This is a genomic window from uncultured Roseibium sp., assembly GCF_947499295.1.
Lineage (GTDB): Bacteria > Pseudomonadota > Alphaproteobacteria > Rhizobiales > Stappiaceae > Roseibium.
The window spans coordinates 45,491-63,756 of the sequence record NZ_CANMNP010000018.1 but is presented as its reverse complement, the minus strand read 5'-3'; the positions used below and the strand labels follow the sequence as shown (position 1 = coordinate 63,756).

Below are 18,266 nucleotides of genomic sequence, written 5' to 3'. Positions count from 1 at the left end.
GTGTAGCCTGCACCTCCAGCCAACGATTGGCTAGAGTGCGCGCACCGCTATTCGGCAGCTTCTTGATGTTGTGCCGGACCGATACGCGCCGCACAGAATTTGAATTCGGGAATCTTTCCAAACGGGTCAAGCTGCGGGTTGGTCAGGAAGTTGGCCGGCGCTTCAAAGAAACAAAATGGTACGAACAGCATCCCTGCTGATACGTCCCGATCAGCACGCAAAGTCAGCGTGATTGCCCCACGGCGCGTCTCGACGGTCACCTGCTGCCCAATGTCCAATCCTGCCAGTTTGATGTCGCGGGGGTTCATGGAAACCACGGGCTCAGGCTCGATCGCGTCGAGAACCGCCGCCCGCCGGGTCATGGCGCCCGTGTGCCAATGCTCCAGCATTCGGCCCGTCGTCAGCACCAGCGGGAAATCGTCATCGGGCAATTCGTCCGGCGGCACCAGATCGGTTGGAACGATTTTTCCGCGTCCGTCAGCCGTTGGGAAAGACTGTCCGAACAGGATTTCGTTGCCAGGCACATCAGGCGCATCTGCGGGATAGGTCACCGTGCCTTCGCGCTCAAGCCGCTCCCAGGAAATGTTCTTGAGCGAGGCCATGTGCGAGCGCATTTCCTCGTAGATGGCCGGAACCCCGTCGTAGGACCAGTCAAGTCCGAGCCGATTGGCTATGTCGATCAGGATTGTCCAGTCTTCACGCGCTTCACCCGGCATTGGAACACAAGGTCGACCGATCTGCACCTGGCGGTTGGTGTTGGTGTAGGTACCGAGCTTTTCCGCATGTGCGGATGCGGGCAAAATGACATCAGCGTGCCAGGCGGTTTCGGTCAGGAAAATGTCCTGAACCACAAGATGCTTCAGGCTTGCAAGCGCTTTGCGGGCATGACTTTGATCGGGATCCGACATTGCAGGATTTTCGCCCTGGATATACATCGCCTCGATGCCACCAGAGAGAATGTCATTCATGATCTCAACGACTGTCAAACCCCTGACGGGATCCAACGTGCGTCCCCAGGCATCTTCGAATTCCGACCGGATATCCGCACTCTCCACGGACCGGTAGTCCGGGAAAACCATCGGGATCAGGCCAGCATCCGAGGCCCCTTGAACGTTGTTCTGTCCTCGCAAGGGATGCAAGCCGGTACCTTTCCGGCCGATCTGTCCTGTGGTCAGCGCCATGGCAATCAGGCAACGGACGTTGTCTGTTCCGTGAACATGTTGCGAAACGCCCATTCCCCAGTAGATGATCGATTTGGCGCTGGTTGCATAGAGGCGCGCAACGTCACGAAGAGTATCGGCCTCGATACCACAGACAGGCTCCATAGCCTCGGGCGTGAAGTCTCGGATTTTTTCCTTCAGCGTTTCGAAGCCGTCAACGTGAGCTGCGATGTACTGACTGTCGTATAGTTCCTCTGTGATGATCACGTTGAGGATCGCATTCAGCATCGCGACATCCGTACCCGGTTTGAACTTCAAACCGTAGTCAGCGTGCCGCATGAGGCCCTGGCCGCGTGGGTCCATGACGATAAGTTTTGTACCGTTCTTGGCGGCCTGCTTGATATAGGTTGCCGCGACAGGATGGTTTTGTTCCGGCCTTGCACCGATGACGATCATGCAATCGGCATCTTCCGCGGCGTTGAAAGGCGCTGTGACGGCACCGGAACCGATCCCTTCCATGAGCGCTGCCACCGATGATGCGTGGCAAAGTCGCGTGCAATGGTCAACGTTGTTGGTCTGAAAGCCCTGCCGGATCAGTTTCTGGAACAGGTAAGCTTCTTCATTCGAGCCCTTGGCGGACCCGAAACCGGCAACACCTGCACCGCCCTTTGCCTCGAAGCTTGCCTTGAGGCCACCGGCAGCCTTTTCAAGGGCTTCTTCCCAGGTTGCTTCACGGAAGAAATCGAGATGGTTCTCGAGCGTCATGGAGATGTCGCCGCGCTTGGGCGCATCGTCCCGGCGGATAAGCGGCTTGGTAAGACGCTCCGGGCTGGAGACATAGTCAAAGCCGAAACGACCCTTGACGCAGAGCCTGTTCTCGTTGGCTGGTCCGTTGCGACCTTCAACACTGACAATCCGGCCATCGGCGACCGAGACCGACGTCAGGCAACCCACACCGCAGAACGGACAAACACTGTCGACCGTTTCTTCCGCGAAAATCTCGCGTTTGGTCGCCGTTTCGTCCAGGAGGCTTTTTTCCATCAAGGCCCCGGTTGGGCACGCGGAAACGCATTCACCGCAGGCGACACAGGTGGAGATGCCCATCGGATCGGCGAGATCGAACACCGGCATTGTGTGAGATCCGCGGTCAGCCATCCCGATCACGTCATTGACCTGCACTTCGCGGCAGGCCCTTTCACACAGATTGCATGCGATGCAGGCGTCGAGATTGACTGCGATTGCGGGGTGCGAAACGTCCTGATCCGGCTTGGCGCCGGCTGCGAACCTGCTGGTGGAAACACCAATGGCATCCGACCACTTCCAGAAATCACTTTGCGGGTCGGGATGATTGTCGCGACCCGGCTGATCGGAGGCAAGAAGCTCAAACACCATTTCGCGCGCCTTTGAGGCACGCTCGGTCTCAGTGTTGACAACCATTCCTTCTGCGGGTGTGCGGATGCAAGAAGCCGCGAGCACTCGTTCGCCTTCGATATCCACCATGCATGCACGGCAATTGCCGTCGGAGCGGTAGCCCGGCGCATCCTTGTGGCACAGATGCGGGATGGCGACACCTTCGCGCTTGGCAACCTGCCAGATGGTTTCACCGTCTTCCGCCGTTACGGTCTTGCCGTCGAGAGAGAATGTGACCTGGTTCATTTGTCAAACTCCTCAGGGAAGAATTTAAGCACCGACGCGACCGGATTGCTGGCCGCCTGGCCGAGACCGCAGATCGATGCAGTGCGCATGACTTCATCAAGGTCCGCAATCTTGCCTTTGTCCCAATCTTCATCCGAAAGCAGCTGCTCCATCTTTTCGGTTCCGGAGCGGCACGGCGTACATTGGCCGCAACTTTCGTGCTTGAAGAAACGCATCAGGTTCAGCGCGACATCGCGCATATCGTCCTGATCGGAGAAGACCACGATTGCATGACTTCCGATAAAGCAACCGTGCTTGTCGAGCGTGCCGAAATCCAGAGGTTCATCGGCAAGCGACGCCGGTAGAATACCACCTGAAGCGCCGCCCGGCAGATATCCTTTGAAGATGTGCCCCTCTTCCATGCCGCCGGAAAATTCTTCCAGCAGCTCGTTCATTGTAATACCGGCGGGCGCGAGCTTGACACCCGGGTCGCGAACTCGGCCTGAGACTGAGAAGGACCGGAAGCCCTTTTTGTCCCGCCGTCCCTGCGACGCAAACCAGTCGGGCCCCTTTTCGATAATGTCCCGAATCCAATAGAGCGTCTCGACATTGTGATTCAGTGTCGGTCGACCGAAGAGGCCAACCTGCGCGATGAAAGGTGGACGGTGGCGCGGAAGGCCACGCTTGCCTTCGATGGACTCGATCATCGCACTTTCTTCACCGCAAATATATGCACCGGCACCGCGTCTCAACTCGATCCCGATTGTGGTGATGATGCCAGCGTCGTTCAGTGCAGCAATTTCCGTCTTCAGAATTTCAAGAACTGCCGGATACTCATCGCGCATATAGAGATAGACGCGATCCGCTGATATCGCGTGTGCTGCGATCAGGGCACCTTCCAGAAGTCGATGGGGATCGCGTTCAAGATGATGACGATCCTTGAACGTACCCGGTTCGCCTTCGTCACCATTGATCGTCAGATATTTCGGTCCGGGCAGATCGTTGACGATTTTCCACTTCGTGCCCGTCGGAAATCCAGCACCGCCGAGCCCTCGGAGGCCCGCTTCGAGAGCCTTGTCGGCAATAGCGGCGGCATCAAGGTCACCGGCCCGAACGCGGTCCAGCAATTTGTAACCACCTTGTGCACGGTATTCCTCGAGACCGACATAGTCGGAAATTTCAGGTGACGTTTCACCTTCGAAGAGGGCCGAGCGGACGGAAATCTCGGTGGCGTTGTCAACGGCGCGCTTGCCGACCTGCACGGCGGGTGCGCCCGCACATCGGCCGATACACGGAACTTTTTGTACTCGGACCTTTGACGGATCCAACCCGCTTTCAAGGACGCCGGCAAGTGCCTCCGCCCCTTTGAGAGAGCATGCAACGCTGTCGCAGACGCGAATGGTCAAGGCAGCAGGTTTGGTTTCGCCTTCCCGGACGATATCGAAATGATGATAGAAGCTGGCGACTTCATAGATCTCGGCCTGGGAGAGCCGCATTTCTTCAGCCAATGCACGCAAATGACGGGCCTCCAGGCAGCCAAAAGCATCCTGGATTTTGTGAAGGTGCTCGATGAGCAGATCGGGGCGGCGCGGTTCGTCGCCCAGCAGTGTCTGGACTTCGCTCAAGGCCGCATCTTCCAACTGACGCCCTTTTGGCTGGGACGGCTTCCGTGAAAGCCCCTTGCCGAAAGACATTGGCGTTCCTCCCAAGTGTTCCGCAGCATACCGGCTCAACCGGGTGTGTGCTTCAGGATATGTCGGTTACGTCCTGAAATTTCAAATCCGCGAGGCGGTTTTGCTTCAAAACGTCTCAATTCGGCGGGATGTTAGCGAGGCGTCTATGGCCTGTCTGTTTCAAAAACGTCAAACGAACTTCAATTGCTGACGCTTTGACGATGACTTCATCGCATGCTCAGCACAATTTTAGTCACAGCTGATTTCGCCTCGCCCCTGCAGGACGCGGTTCACGAAGGTCTCTGTCCTTTCAAGTGAACGGCCGGATCGACCGGAGACTATTCAGTTGGTCAAATGTGAGAATGCCGCAACGACGCGTTCATAGACCGGGCGCTTGAACGGAACAATCAGACCGGGAAGCCGCGCTGCATGTTCCCAGCGCCAACTGCTGAATTCCGCTGAATGTCCGTCCGGAGGTGTCAGAATGTTGATTTCCTCGTCGCCCCCTTCGAAACGATAAGCCACCCAACGCTGCGCCTGACCTCTGTACTTGCCCTTCCGGCTCCGTTGAACCACTTCCGGAGGATAGTCATAGGAAAACCATTCCGGTGCTTCTTCAAGCAGGCTGATCGTCGTGACGGAGGTTTCCTCAAAGAGCTCACGCCGGGCGGCCTGTTCCGGGGTTTCGCCCTTGTCGATCCCGCCCTGAGGCATTTGCCACGAGAATTCATAGTTTGCGGAACTTCCGCCATCGTCGCGGCTGCCTATCCAGACCATGCCGTCCTTGTTGATCAGCATGATACCAACGCAAGGGCGGTAGGGAAAGCCTCCGGAGGGTTCTGGAAAACCGGGGCCAAGTTCAATCTTTGTCACGAAATCACCTATTGGAAACACACATTACTCGCGCAGCAATCAGATCGGACCCTGGTAATCAGGTTCCATGCCTGCAAAACGCTCTATCGATCAATGGTCGCGCTGATCGGCACCAACTGCAAACCGCGTTGTTCCAGGTCCCGCACCCACTCTTTGAGCTGGCGGACAGTGACAGGAAGTGCGGATCCGGATGCCACGGCGACGCCCCGCGCGCGCGCAATACTTTCAAGCTGAAGCAGCTTGGCATCGATGTGATCGTCCCGCGGGACTTCGTCCAGAACAACGTCGACACCGCTATAGGGTATGCGCTGATCACCCGCCACCTGAGGTGCCAGGCTGCGCGAAGACGATCCGTTGTCGACAAACATCAGACCACGGGACTTAAGCTTCTCCATGAGATAGTCCATGGAGGGCTTTGTGGATGTGAAACGCGCACCCATTTCCGGAATAATGCCGACGTAGTTGGTTGCGCGGGTCAAGAGGTAGGCCAACCGGTCCATCATTTCCGCAGGTTTCAGACTGACCAGCAGCGTGTGGGGGCCAGGATCGTTGTCCGGGAAATCAAACGGCTCCAGCGGCAATTGAAGCAAGAGCTCATGCCCTCTGCTGCGCGACTGCTGCATCCACAGGTCAAGGTCATCGCCGTAAGGGGCCATGGCAAAAGTTATGTCCGCCGGAAGGCTGTCGATCGCGTTTTGCGTTCCTGTTTCGCTAAGACCCATGCCGTTCAACACAATTGCGATTTTCGGGATCGACGTGAATTCGCTCACCACGGGACGTGAATAAGCATCTAGCGGCCGCACTCCGGCATCGCTGATCTTGGGAAGGAAACCGTAATCGGTTCGTTCAAAAACCCGGTTGTCCGGATTGATATTGAGGTTCGCAACCGGAGCATCATGGCTCAGTCCATCCGGGCGTTCGATCATCTGATAACGCGGACCGAGGAGATCCTCGCTCGTTTCAGGCCTCAGATTGGGGCCGAGATCGCCGGTAAGTCCCGGTCGGATTTCGACAACTTCGATATCGTGAGACGTGACACCCTCGACGACCGCGTCAAGCGGCAGGAGTGCGACAGGCTCCCCCCCAATGGGATCGTCCACCACAGCGACCCAAACCACAATGGTCGTTACCGCAACACTGAGGATACCCACACCGATAAGGCCAAACGGCAGCTTCACGAGCCGCCGTTTGCCCATGCCTAAGGGAGCTGTGAGATCTTCGCTCGACATACCGTCCTGAGCCCGTTGACCGGGTCTGGCTGAGACTCGCACCAGCTACCGGCGTCATCATTGTTGTTTTGATACGCAGAACGAAACGGAGGGCACGCGCTGGCTTGCCAGCGCGTGTTACTTATTAGTTTTTGACGGCGGCGCTGTCTGAGACAGGCGGGAAAGCGCTGTCTACCTGAACGCCGCGCAGGAGATCCAGCGCAAGTTTCAGCTGTGTGTCGTCTTCCGGATCTGCCGGCACATAAGCCTGACTGCCGCTTTCTTCTTCGCCGTCGGCTTCCAGGTGACCACGCAAACCGGCCTCACCCTTGGTGTCGACGCGGCCTACCAGCTCTTCCGGCAGTTCCTGTAGAGCTTCAATGTCCGGGACGATGCCCTTTGCCTGGATCGAGTTGCCGGACGGCGTGTAGTAACGGGCCGTCGTCAGGCGGATTGCGCCATTGGCACCAAGCGGGATGATGGTCTGCACTGACCCTTTGCCGAAGGAGCGGGTGCCAAGAATAGTGGCGCGACGGTGATCCTGAAGCGCACCTGCCACGATCTCGGATGCAGATGCGGAGCCACCGTTCACCAGAATGATCACAGGCTTGCCGGTGGTCAGATCGCCGGCACGCGCATTGTAGCGCTGTGTTTCATCTGCTTCACGGCCACGTGTAGAGACAATTTCACCACGGTCAAGGAACGCGTCGGAAACAGCGATCGCCTGGTCCAGCAATCCGCCCGGATTGTTGCGCAAATCGATGACGAAGCCTTTCAGCTTGTCCTCACCAATGCTTTCAGACATCTGCTCGATGCCCTTCTTCAAACCGTCGAATGTTTGCTCGTTGAATTGCGTGACGCGCACATAACCGACATCGTCTTCTTCGCGCCAGCGAACGGAGCGAATGCGGATGACATCACGTGTGATTGTGATGTCGAACGGTTCAGCGGCACCTTTCCGGCGGATCGTCACAACGATATCGGTGTTGACCGGCCCGCGCATTTTTTCGACTGCCTCGTTCAAGGTCAGTCCCTGAACCTGCTCGCCGTCGATATAGGTGATCAGGTCACCGGCAAGAACACCTGCTTTGGCGGCCGGCGTCTCATCGATCGGCGACACCACTTTCACGAGACCTTCTTCCATCGTGACTTCGATGCCAAGGCCACCGAATTCACCGCGGGTCTGCACCTGCATGTCCCGGAAGCTTTTCGGAGACATGTAGCTGGAGTGCGGGTCGAGTGAAGTGAGCATCCCATTGATGGCGCTTTCGATCAGCTGCGCATCGTCAGGCACTTCCACATAGTCCGAGCGCACTCTTTCGAAAACGTCACCGAACAGATTGAGCTGCCGATATGTGTCCGTCGCGGCCGCATTGGCCGCCACTGAAACGTTCAGCGGCATCTGGGACATGGTCGTGACTGCCACAGCACCCATCAGAGCGCCGACAACCAGCAAGGAAGCTTTCCGTATCATCCGCGAGCCTTTTCCTCTTCTGTGCGCGCCCACCAGGGTTTGGGGTCTATCGCACGGCCGTCTTTTCGAAATTCAACATATAGGATCGGTTGGGTCGAACCCAAGCCGAAAGTCGAAGCGCTCGCCCATTGGGTTGCGCCCATCACACCAACCGGTTCCCCGGTCAAAACAAACTGCCCCAATTCCGCATCTATCCGGTCCATCCCGGCCAGGAGCACATGGTAGCCATCACCTGTATTCAGGATCAAGAGCTGTCCGAAAGATCGGAACGGACCTGAATAAACAACCCAACCGTCTGCAGGTGAGGTTACATTAGAGCCCGGCCTTGTGGCGATAGATTGACCTTCGGTCTCCCCACCAAAATCATCTTCTTCACCGAAATCCTTCAACATCGTGCCGACGACCGGTTGCGGCAACTGACCGACAGCATCATCAAATGCGATTGCCGGCGCAAGTCGGCCAGGGTCAGAGAACGGATCAAATTTCCGCGAATCCTGTTGTTTTGCTTCCAAAGCGGCCTGACGCGACTTTTCCGCTGCCTCGCGCGCGCTCTCGATTTCGGCTTCCAGGCTTGCGATCAGTTCCTGCAAGGACCCGGCTTTGTTTGCCAGTTCTTCCGCACGCCTTTGTTCTTCTTCCAGAACGCGCACCGATTTTTGATGCTCCTGCCGCTTTGCGCTCAGCAACAATTCCAGACGCGATCTTTCTTCAGCCAGTCGCATGGCGTCACCGCGCAGGCGGTTCTTTTCATCCGCAATAACCGTCTTCAGCCGATGCAATTCTTCAAGGTCGGCGGCAAGTGCCTCGGTTTCGACCTTCAGTTCGGGCATAACGGCGTTCAACAATATCGCGCTACGCACAGCAGAAAGAGCATCGCTCGGCCGCACGGCAAGCGCAGGCGGAGGCCGTTTGCCAATTCGCTGCAAGGCCGCAAGAACCTCAGCCAGGATATCCCGCCGCGCAATCAACGACAGCCGGACCGCGTCTTCGTTCTCGCCGAGCGCACGCAACCGGCGTTCCGTCGCCGTCAACTCGGTTTCGAGCCCTTTGATCGTATCGGAGGTGCTGATGATTTTTGCATTCAGCGTTTCACGATCCCGATCAAGCGCCCTGATTTCGCGCGCAATGGCGGCCTGCCTATCAGTTGAGACGCCAATGTCACGAGAGAGTGCAGCCAGTTCCTGCTCGCGCTGTTTCTTTCGCTCCAGAGCTGCGTTCACTTCCGGGGCGAGTTCGGTCTGCTCCTGCGAACTTTCGTCCACGCTTTCCGTCGCCAGCCCGTTTGCGGGCAGCGCCAGTGTAGCCGCAAGCAGGCAGCTCAAGAGCGGTCGCTTGACTATCCGCATCTCAAGTCCAGGTCTCGCAATACTGATGCGATCCGGTAACAACCTGCCTAAGCTCCCAAAAGGTTATCTTATTCAGCGATACACAGTCTGCGTTAACGAACCGTTTACCCTAATAAAGAGTTCACTAACGGCACCTTCCACCGGTATATCGCGTAACCTTGTTTGTCCGGTAATCGTTGAGCGATAATCGCCGAATGCGGCGAGATACGGGCAGAAGCCAAGATTTCCGCCATTTCGAACGCTCGGCAATGCCCGCCGAACCCGGCGGCATGGAATCCGTACTCCCCAATTTAGGTCCTAACCGCCAAAATGGCGATAAACGATATCCTGTGGATCAGGTCGCGGTGCTTGAATGTCCAGTGTGGCACCCATGCGCATTGCAAGACTGGCGGAGCGTTTGTTTTCAGGGTCCATATAACTCACCAAACCCGGCAGACAGCGCTGATTTTTCGCCCAGTCGCGAAAAGCACATGCGGCTTCAAACGCAATTCCCCGGCCTTCCGCGTGCGCATAAACGAACCAGCCAAGCTCATGTTCGGGAAAGAGTGGTCCGTTATTGATACCAACCTGGCCCAGACACTCACCCGTATGACTGTCGTCGATCATTAGTGCACCGTGATCCATCAGCTGCCACTGGGCGACATCCTGACAGAACAGCCCCCAGGCATTAAAGCGGTCGAACGGTCCACCCATGAACCGGGATCGATCAGACAGCATCAATTGCTCGTAGTTCGGCCAATCGTCCATTTTCATCGCGCGCAACGTCAAACGCTCGGTGGTCAGAATTGGTGGCATATTGCCCAAACTCCTGAAAGACATGTGCGGCTCAAATCCGATGATAGGGATGTCCGGCCTGTATGGTTATGGCCCGGTAAATCTGCTCTGCAAGCAGGATCCGTGCGATCTGGTGCGGCCAAGTCATGGCACCCAGTGCCAGTTTCAGGTCTGCCCGGTTCAGAAGCTCCTGACCATGCCCGTCAGCTCCACCAACTGCAAAGACAACTTCTGAAATGCCCTCGTTCTTCCAGTCTTCAAGCTTTTGACTGAAAGCCGGACTGGACAGGTTCTTGCCATGCTCATCGAGAACAATCAGACGGGCACGCGGCGGCAGCGATTGCTGGATGACCTTTGCCTCTTCTGCCTTGCGGTCTTCGGGCCGCTGCGCGCGGCTTTCGGGAAATTCTGAGAGAGAGAGCCCGGTAATACCCAGACTTCGTCCGGATTTGCGAGCACGGTCCAGATATCGGTCCAAAAGGTCTTTGTCCGCACCGGCCTTCATCCGGCCAATGCAGGAAAGCGTAAAGCGCATAAATTCCTCGCCGGAACCAAGTTTCCGGTTAAAACCTCATCGGCATTGGGAAGTCCAGGCTCAACAGCGGGTCAAGTCAGGACTTCATATCCGTATGTCAGCCGATATATTGCGGCGCGTCGTCCGACTCCGGCGCCCACATCTTCTCCAAATTGTAGAAGCTGCGCACTTCCGGACGGAAAATGTGAACTATCACATCGCCCGCATCAATCAGCACCCAATCGCATGTCGTCTGGCCTTCAACCGTTGAGGTGCGTGCGCCAGCCGATTTCAGGTCCTTGAGCAGATGATCCGCGATCGCACCCACATGTCGATGAGAGCGTCCGGACACGATCACCATGTGATCTGCCAGGGAGCTTTTTCCTGCGATGTCTAGAGTAACGACGTCCTCAGCTTTGGAATCGTCAAGACTGGTGAGGACCGTATCGAGGAGGTCTGCCGCAAGATCTTTGCTTACGGAAGCCTTCAGAGGAGTGGACATGGTTGCCCGCTCACTGTCAAAGGTCATGGTCAGATGTAGTGCCTTTCGCCGTTTGTCCGCCTTGTTCCCAACGTCGTCACGAACCGATAGTGTCGGCTTCGTACGTCACCCGTTTTGGAGACAGGGCCGGTTGACCGTACCTCGGCCGCGTTCATCGCGACCGACCCTATAATACCGCTTCCCTTTTGGCATTTTCAAGACAAGCTGGTTTTCTTGGCAGAATTGCCAGTCACACTCCGATTTTCGTCAACCTCAGATCCGTGGATGAAGTCCGGTCGAGAGGCGAATGCAAGAAGGTCCAGACCGGTGGCTGCAAGTCCGGAAGCATTGCGGCTTGCTCCTCCGGAAGTCTATATTTTTCAAAGGCTTTTGCCATCGGTGCGGACATCATGGATAACGAAGCACCGGGCCGGTCAACCACCGCGATTGGAACAGAACCAACGATTGCACGCCAGTCCTGCCAGTGATGAAAGCTTGCAAGATTGTCAGCACCCATGACCCAAACGAATCGTACTGACGGCCTCATCACCCTTAGCGACATGACGGTTTTGGCCGTGTAGGGAGATCCAAGCACCTTTTCAAAAGCAGTCACTTTCATGCGCGGATGATCCGCAAGCGCCCTTGTCTCACGAAGCCGCAAATCAAGCGGTGCCAGATCTGAATGGCTCTTTAGAGGGTTTCCTGGCGTCACCAGCCACCAGATCTGATCAAGACCGAGCCTTTTCAATGCGGTGATCGCAACCAAACGGTGCCCTGAATGGGGAGGGTTGAAGGATCCACCGAATATGCCGATGCGATTGCCGGCTTCGACGTGAGGCAACTTCAACCACGTCCAGTCGAGTTCTGAGACCGGATTTCCTTCACTCATGCGCAAAGTCTCATGGGCGGGTCTGACCCGTACCACGAACCTTGTATTTGAAGCTGGTGAGTTGCTCGACGCCAACCGGGCCCCGCGCGTGCATGCGGCCTGTCGCAATGCCAATTTCAGCGCCCATGCCGAACTCGCCACCGTCAGCAAATTGCGTCGAGGCGTTGTGCAGAACAATCGCGGAATCAACTTCGCTCTGGAAACGGTCCGCGGCGGCCTGATCTTCAGACAGGATACAATCGGTGTGGCTGGACCCATACCGGTTGATATGAGACATCGCCGCATCCAGATCCGGCACAACCCTTACCGACAGGATTTTGTCCAGATATTCAGTCGACCAGTCTTCTTCACTGACCGGCACGACACCTTCGCAAATGTCACGCACCCGGTCGTCGCCTCGAATTTCGCACCCTTTTTCCTGAAGTGCCTTGACGATCTGAGGCATTTGGCTGTTTGCGACACCTTCATGCACCAGAAGCGTCTCTAGCGAACCGCAGATGCCGGTGCGGCGCAGCTTTGAATTGACGACTATGTCCAGCGATTTCTCAAGATCCGCCGATTTGTCGAGAAAGATGTGAACAAGGCCTTCCAGATGAGCGAAGACCGGTACCCGCGCTTCGGTCTGCACACGCTCAACCAGGCTTCGGCCGCCGCGCGGAACAATCACATCAAGGTTGCCACCAAGACCGCGCAACATCTCACCGACAGCGGCCCGATCAGTGACCGGCACGATCTGGATCGAATCTTCCGGCAGTCCTGCGGCGGAAAGACCCTTTTGCAGTGCTGCGTGGATGGCCCTGTTGGAGTGAATCGTGTCCGAACCACCACGAAGAACCACAGCATTTCCGGCTTTCAGACAAAGTGCGCCGGCGTCGGCCGTCACATTGGGACGGCTTTCATAAATGACGCCAATCACACCAAGAGGCGTGCGAACCCGTTCGATCTTCAGCCCGTTGGGCCGCTCCCATGCCGCCATGACGCTGCCCACCGGATCGTCGAGTGCAACGATGTCTTCCAGCGCGGCGGCAATGGCCTCGATGCGCTCGAGTGTCAGTGTACCGCGATCGAGAAACGCCGCCGTTTGACCATTTGCTGTCATGGCGTCGACATCCAGCTTGTTGCCGACGAGAATGTCTGGCGCAGCCTGCCGAACTGCCACTGCCATTTTGCGCAGCGCATCGTTTTTCTGATCAGCTGGTGCGGTCGCCAGGACATGCCCGGCGGTGCGGGCACGCTGCCCGATCTCCGCCATCAGATCCTCAGTCGTCATTGCTTCGACCGCTTCCAACATTCTTCCAAACTCCCAAATTGCGGTTTCCAGACCGCCCGTTTTGTGACTTTTTAGCCTGTTCCGTGCAAAAAGACATCATCCAGCACAAGATCATCTCGGTGGATCATTTCCGCACGGCCCGGGTATCCGACAATAGCTTCGATCTCGCGGCTGTTTCGTCCAGCAATCAGTCTTGCTTCATCCGCGTCATATGCGATCAGCCCACGGCCAATGATGCGCCCCTGCAGTGTCTCAACGATTACGGCATCCCCGCGCGTAAAAGCACCCGACACGGATGAAACACCCGCGGGCAGCAGGCTTTTGCCGGATTTCATCGCCTGAACCGCACCTTCATCCAACGTAATCCGTCCACGTGGCTCCAGGTGCCCCCCGATCCAGGCCTTGCGGGCGCTTGCGGGTGAACCAAGAGCCGGGAACCATGTTCCCCGCCCGCCGTCAGCCAAGCGCTTCAATGGATTGAGTTCCTTGCCGGACGTAATGATCATTGTGGTTCCGGCCGCCGTCGCGATCTTGCCCGCATCGATTTTGGTCTTCATTCCCCCTCGGGAGAGTTCTGATCCGGCACTGCCCGCCATGGCCTCGATCTCGCGGGTAATACGCGGCACTTCCGGCAGGAAGACAGCGTCAGGATCTTCATTTGGTGGCGCGGTATAGAGCCCGTCGATATCTGACAAGAGCACGAGACAATCGGCGCTGGCCATGGTGGCAACGCGTGCGGCCAACCTGTCATTGTCGCCATATCGAATTTCCGAGGTCGCGACAGAATCATTCTCGTTGACGATCGGTACAGCTCCCATCTTCAGCAGCATGCCGATGGTGGCGCGCGCGTTCAGGTACCGCCTGCGCTCCTCCGTGTCGCCGAGCGTCAACAGGATCTGTCCAGCTTTTTTACCATGCATGCCGAGTGCATCTGCATAGGCCTGCGCAAGCGCAATTTGTCCAGCAGCCGCAGCTGCCTGGCTTTCTTCAAGCTTCAATGGCCCCGTCGGCAACCCTAGGACACCACGGCCAAGCGCAATCGAGCCTGAAGAGACGATCAGGACGTCTGCGCCTGCATCGGACAATGACACAATGTCTGACACAAGCGCGTCGAGCCACGCCCGTTTCAACTCGCCCTGATCAACCAGCAGGGCGGACCCGATCTTGACGACGATCCGATTGAAGGATTTCAGGCTTCTGGACATCAGGGGTGCCAGCCCTCCTGTTCAGGCGAAGGCACCTGATTGGCGGCATCTTCCTTGTCCTTGTCGATTGCACGCACGATCATGCGCAAGGCCCGATCGACATTCTGGCCGCTTGCTGATGACAGCACCAATGGCTTTTGGCCACAGGCAGCCTCCAGGCTCGCCGACCTTTCTGTAATCAGGTCTTCCGTAAGCGCGTCGCATTTCGACAAGGCGACGATCTCCGGCTTGTCCATGAGCCCTGCGCCATATGCCTCAAGTTCACCGCGCACGACACGGTAAGCCTCACCGGGGTCATCTTCACCCGACCCGTCAACGAGGTGCAACAGAACCCGCGTGCGTTCGACATGGCCAAGAAACCGGTCCCCAAGGCCCGTGCCTTCATGCGCACCTTCGATCAGGCCCGGAATATCTGCCATTGCAAAACTGTGCCCATCTATCTGGACGATGCCGAGATTGGGATGAAGGGTGGTGAACGGATAGTCGGCGATTTTCGGCTTGGCGGCCGAGACTGTAGCCAGGAAAGTGGATTTTCCGGCATTCGGCAGACCGACCAGCCCTGCATCTGCAATCAGCTTGAGACGCAGCCAGATCCATTTCTCCTCGCCTTCCAGACCGGGATTTGCGCGGCGCGGTGCCTGGTTTACGGACGATTTGAAATGCGCATTGCCGAAGCCGCCATTGCCACCCTTCATCAGAAGAACACGCTGGCCCAGCTCAGTCAGGTCGGCGATCAGCGTTTCGTTGTCCTCTTCAAGGATCTGGGTGCCGACCGGCACTTTCAGGACAACGTCATCACCATGGGCACCTGTCCGGTTACGGCCCATGCCATGAATGCCCGTCCCGGCTTTGAAATGCTGTTTGTAGCGATAGTCGATCAGGGTATTGAGACCATCAACACACTCAACGATCACGTCGCCGCCCTTTCCGCCGTCTCCGCCGTCAGGACCTCCATATTCGATATATTTCTCACGGCGAAACGACACGCAGCCGGCTCCGCCGTTTCCGGAACGCACATAAATCTTGGCCTGATCGAGGAATTTCATTTTCTTCTCTTTGTTCTTGTCCTGCTGTCAGGCCCTGGTCCTGTGGCGGTCAGTGGCCGTTCAGAAATTCGGTTCGAGTGACTTCCGTTCGAAGTGCCGGCACGAAGCTGCCGCGCGAAACGCTTTCACAATCAATTTGCGCAACTCTGCGAAAGCCGAGTTTTTCCAGCACTTTCAGCGAACCGGAATTCTCAATCATGGCTTCACCGGCCAAAAGATCGTGCGCCGTATTTTGGAACAGCCAGGTCACGGCGGCCTTGACCGCTTCACTCATAAACCCGTTGCCCCAATAGGAGCGCCCAAGCCAATAGCCGATCTTCGGGGTCTCCTGCAACGTCTTGAAGCCGATCGCCCCGATCATTTGGCCGTCATGGTCAATATGAAACCCCAATTCGTCGGCGGTTGCCGCGTCTCGCCAGCGCTCTACGGACCGGGCAAGATAGGTCTTTCCGGCCTCCAGGTCGTAGGGATAGGGAACACGCGAAAGCATTTTGACGACTTCATAGTCGCCAAGCAGTTCGGCACAGCGTTCCAGATCGTCCGGCTCAGGCGACCGCAACTCAAGCCGACTTGTCTTAAGACTAATCGCGCTCATGACTTCTCCCGCTTATCCGCTTGTAGGTTTCCGGTTCCAGTTTCATGCGTGTGGCCGGGAGCGTTTCTCCCCGCGACTTGATTGAAAGACGATAAGGCCCGATCTCAGCGAAACCGAGCTTGGTGAGAACGTTGAGCGACGCCCTGTTTTCATCGAGTGCTCCGCTCAAAACCGGTTCACCTGACGAGCAGTCAAAATGCCAGACCAATACCGCCTTGCCCGCCTCAGTCATGAGGCCCTGGCCCCAATATCTTCTGGCAAGCCAGTAGCCGAACTCAGGCGTTCCGTCTGGTTTTCCGCAAGACACGACGCCGATCAGACCCTCGCCCTTGTCGATGGCGAATGCCCGCTCCCCATCCCGTCCCTCTGCCGCGGTTTGCCCATACCAGTCGCGCGCATCGGAAAGCGCATAGGGATGCGGCACAGTCGTGAGCATCTTGGCGACATCATAGTCGTCAATCAGACGGACAATATCCGTCAGGTCCTGCTCCAGAACCGGGCGCAACGAAAGACGTCCGGTTCTAATTTCCGGCAGTTTCACGCCGCTTCCTTCCGTGCCTCGAAATCGGCTCGCGCCAGACGAACAACGACATTGGAGACCCGCCTGTCGAGTGCTCTGGAGAACCGCTCTGTCATACTGTAGGGCTTGAAACCCATCTTGCGCAGAAGTCCGCGAGACCGGAAATTGTCCTCAAACGCGCGCGCAGCGATGGCCTCCGTCCGGTAGCTGGTGAACGCCCAGTCAATCACCGCTTCCACCGCTTCACTGGCATACCCATGTCCCTGGAACGCGCGACCGATCCAATAACCGATGGTCGGCAGGTCGGGCAGGTCTTCCAGATCTCCCGGAGCCTCAACGGCGGCAACACCAATAAAGACGCCACCCAGCGTGATCGCGAAAACGGCTTCCGTCTTCAGCGGATCCTTGCCGACGACCGTTTTCAGGAAGGCTTCTGCCGAGCCTTCCTCGTAGGGCCAGGCAAAGGAGCTGATCCAGCGGGCAACAGCAAAATCCTTGCCGCCCAGCTCCACAATTGCATCTGCGTCCGACATGGCAATCGGTCTCAGAACCAGTCGTCGCGTCTTCAGTTCCTGCAGTCCAGTCATCGTCCCTGCCCCCATCCTTTCAAAGACTTCCAAACGGTGCGTTCCAGCGTGTAGCGCTCAATCGGCACGGAACCACCGGCGCCAATCGACCGGATCATCGCCTGATCCCTGAACTGGAACCCGGATTTGATCAGGACCCGGCGGGATGCCGGATTGGTGACCCTGCAGGAGCCCTGCAGTTCATTGATGTCGTGATAGGTAAAGGCATGATCGACCAGAGCATGCACGGCCTCGGTCGCCAGTCCCCGACCCCAGAAGGGCTCACCCAGCCAATAGCCGATGTGGACCGGGCCTTCCGAGTCCACGGGTGCATATTTGGCAACACCGACCAACCGGCCTGTGCTTTTCAGCCGGATCGCAAACAGAGCGGACTTGTCACGCACCCGGTCCGCCTGCTTCACAAGCGCACGGGCGTTTTCAATCGTATATGGATGAGGCATCGCGGCCAGGTTCGCCGCGACGGTCTTGTTGTTGGCCAAAAACACAAGGTCGGCCAGATCGTCCATTCGCGGTTTGTCGAGCCGCACATGAACCGCTTCCTGCGGCAACGGGGCCGCAACCAAACAGCTTTCGTCTAACAGTCCATCACTTTCAACAACCATCTTTTCCTCCAGTCAGAACAAATCAAGGGGGAGATGGCGCCCCATCTCCCCCTTGGATCTTCGACTGGTCTTTGGTTGCTGACCTGTCTCGAATTGCCGGGGTCTTGTGGGACGCCGGCGCTTCGAAAATTCACGTCGGCTTTACTCCGCAGCTTCCGCCACCGGGACCACATTGATGTAGGTTCGTTTGTTGGCTTTCGCCTGAAACTCAACCTTGCCTTCCACGGTCGCGAAAATGGTATGGTCCTTGCCCATGCCCACGCCGTTGCCCGGGTGCCACTGAGTGCCACGCTGACGAGCGATAATGTTGCCGGGAATCACAGCTTCCCCGCCGTATTTTTTGATGCCAAGACGGCGGCCAGCTGAGTCGCGGCCGTTGCGGGATGAACCGCCTGCCTTTTTATGTGCCATCGT

The 18,266-nt window shown here is 57.2% G+C and carries 18 protein-coding genes; all 18 read right to left on the bottom strand.

What is annotated here, in order from left to right; translation table 11 throughout:
- Nucleotides 1–47: 47 nt before the first annotated feature.
- Entirely contained in the window at nt 48–2,816 is a 2,769-nt protein-coding gene (fdhF, locus tag Q0835_RS23680; RefSeq protein WP_298964892.1) for a formate dehydrogenase subunit alpha, read from the bottom strand.
- On the bottom strand, nt 2,813–4,489 hold the full coding sequence (locus Q0835_RS23675; RefSeq protein ID WP_298964889.1) for an NAD(P)H-dependent oxidoreductase subunit E: 1,677 nt from the start codon (nt 4,487–4,489) through the stop codon (nt 2,813–2,815). The genes fdhF and Q0835_RS23675 overlap by 4 nt, the downstream gene beginning before the upstream one ends.
- Nucleotides 4,490–4,810: 321 nt before the next feature.
- Nucleotides 4,811–5,341, bottom strand: a complete 531-nt coding sequence (locus Q0835_RS23670) for an RNA pyrophosphohydrolase (RefSeq protein WP_298964886.1) — start codon at nt 5,339–5,341, stop codon at nt 4,811–4,813.
- Between the two features lie 83 nt (nt 5,342–5,424).
- Entirely contained in the window at nt 5,425–6,570 is a 1,146-nt protein-coding gene (locus tag Q0835_RS23665) for a divergent polysaccharide deacetylase family protein (RefSeq protein WP_298964883.1), read from the bottom strand.
- A gap of 124 nt (nt 6,571–6,694) precedes the next feature.
- Nucleotides 6,695–8,023: a S41 family peptidase gene (locus Q0835_RS23660; RefSeq protein ID WP_298817746.1), complete on the bottom strand. Its 1,329-nt coding sequence runs from the start codon at nt 8,021–8,023 to the stop codon at nt 6,695–6,697.
- The gene (locus Q0835_RS23655) at nt 8,020–9,369 is read right to left on the bottom strand and encodes a peptidoglycan DD-metalloendopeptidase family protein (RefSeq protein ID WP_298964881.1); all 1,350 of its coding nucleotides are present in this window, start codon (nt 9,367–9,369) and stop codon (nt 8,020–8,022) included. The genes Q0835_RS23660 and Q0835_RS23655 overlap by 4 nt, the downstream gene beginning before the upstream one ends.
- Nucleotides 9,370–9,666: 297 nt before the next feature.
- Entirely contained in the window at nt 9,667–10,164 is a 498-nt protein-coding gene (locus Q0835_RS23650) for a GNAT family N-acetyltransferase (protein ID WP_298964879.1), read from the bottom strand.
- Between the two features lie 31 nt (nt 10,165–10,195).
- Entirely contained in the window at nt 10,196–10,678 is a 483-nt protein-coding gene (rlmH, locus tag Q0835_RS23645; protein WP_298964877.1) for a 23S rRNA (pseudouridine(1915)-N(3))-methyltransferase RlmH, read from the bottom strand.
- A 97-nt stretch (nt 10,679–10,775) separates the two neighbouring features.
- Complete coding sequence (rsfS, locus tag Q0835_RS23640; protein WP_298817939.1) at nt 10,776–11,159, bottom strand: ribosome silencing factor; 384 nt, start codon at nt 11,157–11,159, stop codon at nt 10,776–10,778.
- 229 nt (nt 11,160–11,388) lie between these two features.
- Nucleotides 11,389–12,027 carry a nicotinate-nucleotide adenylyltransferase gene (locus Q0835_RS23635; RefSeq protein ID WP_298817736.1) on the bottom strand — a complete coding sequence of 213 codons (639 nt, stop codon included), beginning with the start codon at nt 12,025–12,027 and terminating at the stop codon, nt 11,389–11,391.
- A 10-nt stretch (nt 12,028–12,037) separates the two neighbouring features.
- On the bottom strand, nt 12,038–13,318 hold the full coding sequence (locus tag Q0835_RS23630; RefSeq protein ID WP_298964874.1) for a glutamate-5-semialdehyde dehydrogenase: 1,281 nt from the start codon (nt 13,316–13,318) through the stop codon (nt 12,038–12,040).
- A 50-nt stretch (nt 13,319–13,368) separates the two neighbouring features.
- Nucleotides 13,369–14,502, bottom strand: coding sequence for a glutamate 5-kinase (gene proB / locus Q0835_RS23625; protein ID WP_298964871.1), 1,134 nt, complete (start codon nt 14,500–14,502; stop codon nt 13,369–13,371).
- Nucleotides 14,502–15,548, bottom strand: coding sequence for a GTPase ObgE (obgE, locus tag Q0835_RS23620; protein WP_298964869.1), 1,047 nt, complete (start codon nt 15,546–15,548; stop codon nt 14,502–14,504). The genes proB and obgE overlap by 1 nt, the downstream gene beginning before the upstream one ends.
- Before the next feature lie 49 nt (nt 15,549–15,597).
- Nucleotides 15,598–16,143 (bottom strand): GNAT family N-acetyltransferase, encoded by a 546-nt coding sequence (locus Q0835_RS23615; protein WP_298964866.1) that lies wholly within the window; start codon nt 16,141–16,143, stop codon nt 15,598–15,600.
- Nucleotides 16,130–16,684 carry a GNAT family N-acetyltransferase gene (locus tag Q0835_RS23610; RefSeq protein ID WP_298964864.1) on the bottom strand — a complete coding sequence of 185 codons (555 nt, stop codon included), beginning with the start codon at nt 16,682–16,684 and terminating at the stop codon, nt 16,130–16,132. Before Q0835_RS23610 ends, Q0835_RS23615 begins: the two co-directional genes overlap by 14 nt.
- Nucleotides 16,681–17,250 (bottom strand): GNAT family N-acetyltransferase, encoded by a 570-nt coding sequence (locus Q0835_RS23605; protein WP_298964861.1) that lies wholly within the window; start codon nt 17,248–17,250, stop codon nt 16,681–16,683. The genes Q0835_RS23610 and Q0835_RS23605 overlap by 4 nt, the downstream gene beginning before the upstream one ends.
- Nucleotides 17,247–17,852 carry a GNAT family N-acetyltransferase gene (locus Q0835_RS23600; RefSeq protein ID WP_298817723.1) on the bottom strand — a complete coding sequence of 202 codons (606 nt, stop codon included), beginning with the start codon at nt 17,850–17,852 and terminating at the stop codon, nt 17,247–17,249. Before Q0835_RS23600 ends, Q0835_RS23605 begins: the two co-directional genes overlap by 4 nt.
- A gap of 141 nt (nt 17,853–17,993) precedes the next feature.
- Complete coding sequence (gene rpmA, locus Q0835_RS23595; protein ID WP_152503739.1) at nt 17,994–18,263, bottom strand: 50S ribosomal protein L27; 270 nt, start codon at nt 18,261–18,263, stop codon at nt 17,994–17,996.
- Nucleotides 18,264–18,266 lie beyond the last annotated feature (3 nt).

Coding starts and splice junctions, on each gene's coding strand:
- fdhF (WP_298964892.1), bottom strand. CDS start 2,816: ATGAACCAGGTCACATTCTCTCTCGACGGCAAGACCGTAACGGCGGAA.
- Q0835_RS23675 (WP_298964889.1), bottom strand. CDS start 4,489: ATGTCTTTCGGCAAGGGGCTTTCACGGAAGCCGTCCCAGCCAAAAGGG.
- Q0835_RS23665 (WP_298964883.1), bottom strand. CDS start 6,570: ATGTCGAGCGAAGATCTCACAGCTCCCTTAGGCATGGGCAAACGGCGG.
- Q0835_RS23660 (WP_298817746.1), bottom strand. CDS start 8,023: ATGATACGGAAAGCTTCCTTGCTGGTTGTCGGCGCTCTGATGGGTGCT.
- Q0835_RS23655 (WP_298964881.1), bottom strand. CDS start 9,369: ATGCGGATAGTCAAGCGACCGCTCTTGAGCTGCCTGCTTGCGGCTACA.
- Q0835_RS23650 (WP_298964879.1), bottom strand. CDS start 10,164: ATGCCACCAATTCTGACCACCGAGCGTTTGACGTTGCGCGCGATGAAA.
- rlmH (WP_298964877.1), bottom strand. CDS start 10,678: ATGCGCTTTACGCTTTCCTGCATTGGCCGGATGAAGGCCGGTGCGGAC.
- rsfS (WP_298817939.1), bottom strand. CDS start 11,159: ATGTCCACTCCTCTGAAGGCTTCCGTAAGCAAAGATCTTGCGGCAGAC.
- Q0835_RS23635 (WP_298817736.1), bottom strand. CDS start 12,027: ATGAGTGAAGGAAATCCGGTCTCAGAACTCGACTGGACGTGGTTGAAG.
- Q0835_RS23630 (WP_298964874.1), bottom strand. CDS start 13,318: ATGTTGGAAGCGGTCGAAGCAATGACGACTGAGGATCTGATGGCGGAG.
- proB (WP_298964871.1), bottom strand. CDS start 14,502: ATGTCCAGAAGCCTGAAATCCTTCAATCGGATCGTCGTCAAGATCGGG.
- obgE (WP_298964869.1), bottom strand. CDS start 15,548: ATGAAATTCCTCGATCAGGCCAAGATTTATGTGCGTTCCGGAAACGGC.
- Q0835_RS23615 (WP_298964866.1), bottom strand. CDS start 16,143: ATGAGCGCGATTAGTCTTAAGACAAGTCGGCTTGAGTTGCGGTCGCCT.
- Q0835_RS23605 (WP_298964861.1), bottom strand. CDS start 17,250: ATGACTGGACTGCAGGAACTGAAGACGCGACGACTGGTTCTGAGACCG.
- Q0835_RS23600 (WP_298817723.1), bottom strand. CDS start 17,852: ATGGTTGTTGAAAGTGATGGACTGTTAGACGAAAGCTGTTTGGTTGCG.
- rpmA (WP_152503739.1), bottom strand. CDS start 18,263: ATGGCACATAAAAAGGCAGGCGGTTCATCCCGCAACGGCCGCGACTCA.